The 1,998-nt window shown below is 34.1% G+C and carries 3 protein-coding genes and 2 pseudogenes; all 5 read left to right on the top strand.

Annotated elements, in window-relative coordinates; genetic code table 11:
- The coding region (locus G574_RS0110540) for an LPXTG cell wall anchor domain-containing protein (protein WP_024408861.1) at positions 1-367 on the top strand (367 nt) is incomplete at its 5' end.
- A 288-nt stretch (positions 368-655) separates the two neighbouring features.
- Positions 656-739, top strand: a pseudogene (locus tag G574_RS11955) (MLS leader peptide); the annotation flags it as partial.
- Positions 740-787: 48 nt separating this feature from the next.
- Positions 788-871, top strand: coding sequence for a 23S rRNA methyltransferase attenuation leader peptide (locus tag G574_RS11045; RefSeq protein WP_001814874.1), 84 nt, complete (start codon positions 788-790; stop codon positions 869-871).
- Positions 872-995: 124 nt separating this feature from the next.
- The gene (erm(B), locus tag G574_RS0110530) at positions 996-1,733 is read left to right on the top strand and encodes a 23S rRNA (adenine(2058)-N(6))-methyltransferase Erm(B) (RefSeq protein WP_001038795.1); all 738 of its coding nucleotides are present in this window, start codon (positions 996-998) and stop codon (positions 1,731-1,733) included.
- A gap of 169 nt (positions 1,734-1,902) precedes the next feature.
- A pseudogene (locus tag G574_RS11440) lies at positions 1,903-1,998 on the top strand (topoisomerase DNA-binding C4 zinc finger domain-containing protein); the annotation flags it as partial.

Genomic DNA, 1,998 nt, shown 5'->3' with positions numbered 1-1,998 from the left:
GGAACCAACAGAGCCAACGGAACCAACGGAGCCAACGGAACCAAGCAAGCCGACAGAGCCAACAGAACCAAGTAAACCAGTAGACACAAACCCAATCGAAAACCCAGTTAATACAGATACAGGCGTTGTGATTGTTGCAGTTGAAGATAGTAAACCAATCATTCAATTAGCAGACGGAACAACAAAAAAAGTTGAAGCTAAAGAAATTGGCGCAGATGTTCAAAAAGACGGAACAGTAACGGTTAAAGGTTCAGACGGAAAAATGAAAGTTTTACCAAAAACAGGAGAAACAGAAAATATTGCATTGTCTGTCCTAGGTTCATTAATGGTATTAGGATCAGCATTCATTTTTAAAAAGAGAATCTAATTAAGGGGTCCCGAGCGCCTACGAGGAATTTGTATCGATAAGAAATAGATTTAAAAATTTCGCTGTTATTTTGTACATTTAACTTGACGGTGACATCTCTCTATTGTGAGTTATTAGTGGTACAGTTTTCAACCGTTTTAATCATAAAAAAGTGGTGCATTTTTAAATTGGCACAAACAGGTAACGGTTATTGCAGGTGTATTTCTTATCTATGGGTTTAACATGGATTTTATCATTAAAATCATGAGTATTGTCCGAGAGTGATTGGTCTTGCGTATGGTTAACCCTAAAGTTATGGAAATAAGACTTAGAAGCAAACTTAAGAGTGTGTTGATAGTGCATTATCTTAAAATTTTGTATAATAGGAATTGAAGTTAAATTAGATGCTAAAAATTTGTAATTAAGAAGGAGGGATTCGTCATGTTGGTATTCCAAATGCGTAATGTAGATAAAACATCTACTGTTTTGAAACAGACTAAAAACAGTGATTACGCAGATAAATAAATACGTTAGATTAATTCCTACCAGTGACTAATCTTATGACTTTTTAAACAGATAACTAAAATTACAAACAAATCGTTTAACTTCTGTATTTATTTATAGATGTAATCACTTCAGGAGAGATTACATGAACAAAAATATAAAATATTCTCAAAACTTTTTAACGAGTGAAAAAGTACTCAACCAAATAATAAAACAATTGAATTTAAAAGAAACCGATACCGTTTACGAAATTGGAACAGGTAAAGGGCATTTAACGACGAAACTGGCTAAAATAAGTAAACAGGTAACGTCTATTGAATTAGACAGTCATCTATTCAACTTATCGTCAGAAAAATTAAAACTGAATACTCGTGTCACTTTAATTCACCAAGATATTCTACAGTTTCAATTCCCTAACAAACAGAGGTATAAAATTGTTGGGAATATTCCTTACCATTTAAGCACACAAATTATTAAAAAAGTGGTTTTTGAAAGCCGTGCGTCTGACATCTATCTGATTGTTGAAGAAGGATTCTACAAGCGTACCTTGGATATTCACCGAACACTAGGGTTGCTCTTGCACACTCAAGTCTCGATTCAGCAATTGCTTAAGCTGCCAGCGGAATGCTTTCATCCTAAACCAAAAGTAAACAGTGTCTTAATAAAACTTACCCGCCATACCACAGATGTTCCAGATAAATATTGGAAGCTATATACGTACTTTGTTTCAAAATGGGTCAATCGAGAATATCGTCAACTGTTTACTAAAAATCAGTTTCATCAAGCAATGAAACACGCCAAAGTAAACAATTTAAGTACCATTACTTATGAGCAAGTATTGTCTATTTTTAATAGTTATCTATTATTTAACGGGAGGAAATAATTCTATGAGTCGCTTTTTTAAATTTGGAAAGTTACACGTTACTAAAGGGAATGGAGATAAATTATTAGATATACTACTGACAGCTTCCAAGAAGCTAAAGAGGTCCCTAGCGCCTACGGGGAATTTGTATCGATAAGGGGTACAAATTCCCACTAAGCGCTCGGGACCCCTTGTAGGAAAATGTCCTAAGTGTGGCAACAATATTGTATTAAAAAAATCGTTTTATGGTTGTTCAAATTATCCTGAATGTAAGTTTACTTTAGCT

It is taken from the genome of Streptococcus hyovaginalis DSM 12219 (assembly GCF_000420785.1).
Taxonomy (GTDB): Bacteria; Bacillota; Bacilli; order Lactobacillales; family Streptococcaceae; genus Streptococcus; species Streptococcus hyovaginalis.
This window is presented reverse-complemented; position numbering and strand designations above follow the sequence as displayed.

Excerpts from the sequence above, each read along its gene's own strand:
- G574_RS11045 (WP_001814874.1), top strand. The coding sequence starts at position 788 with ATGTTGGTATTCCAAATGCGTAATGTAGATAAAACATCTACTGTTTTG.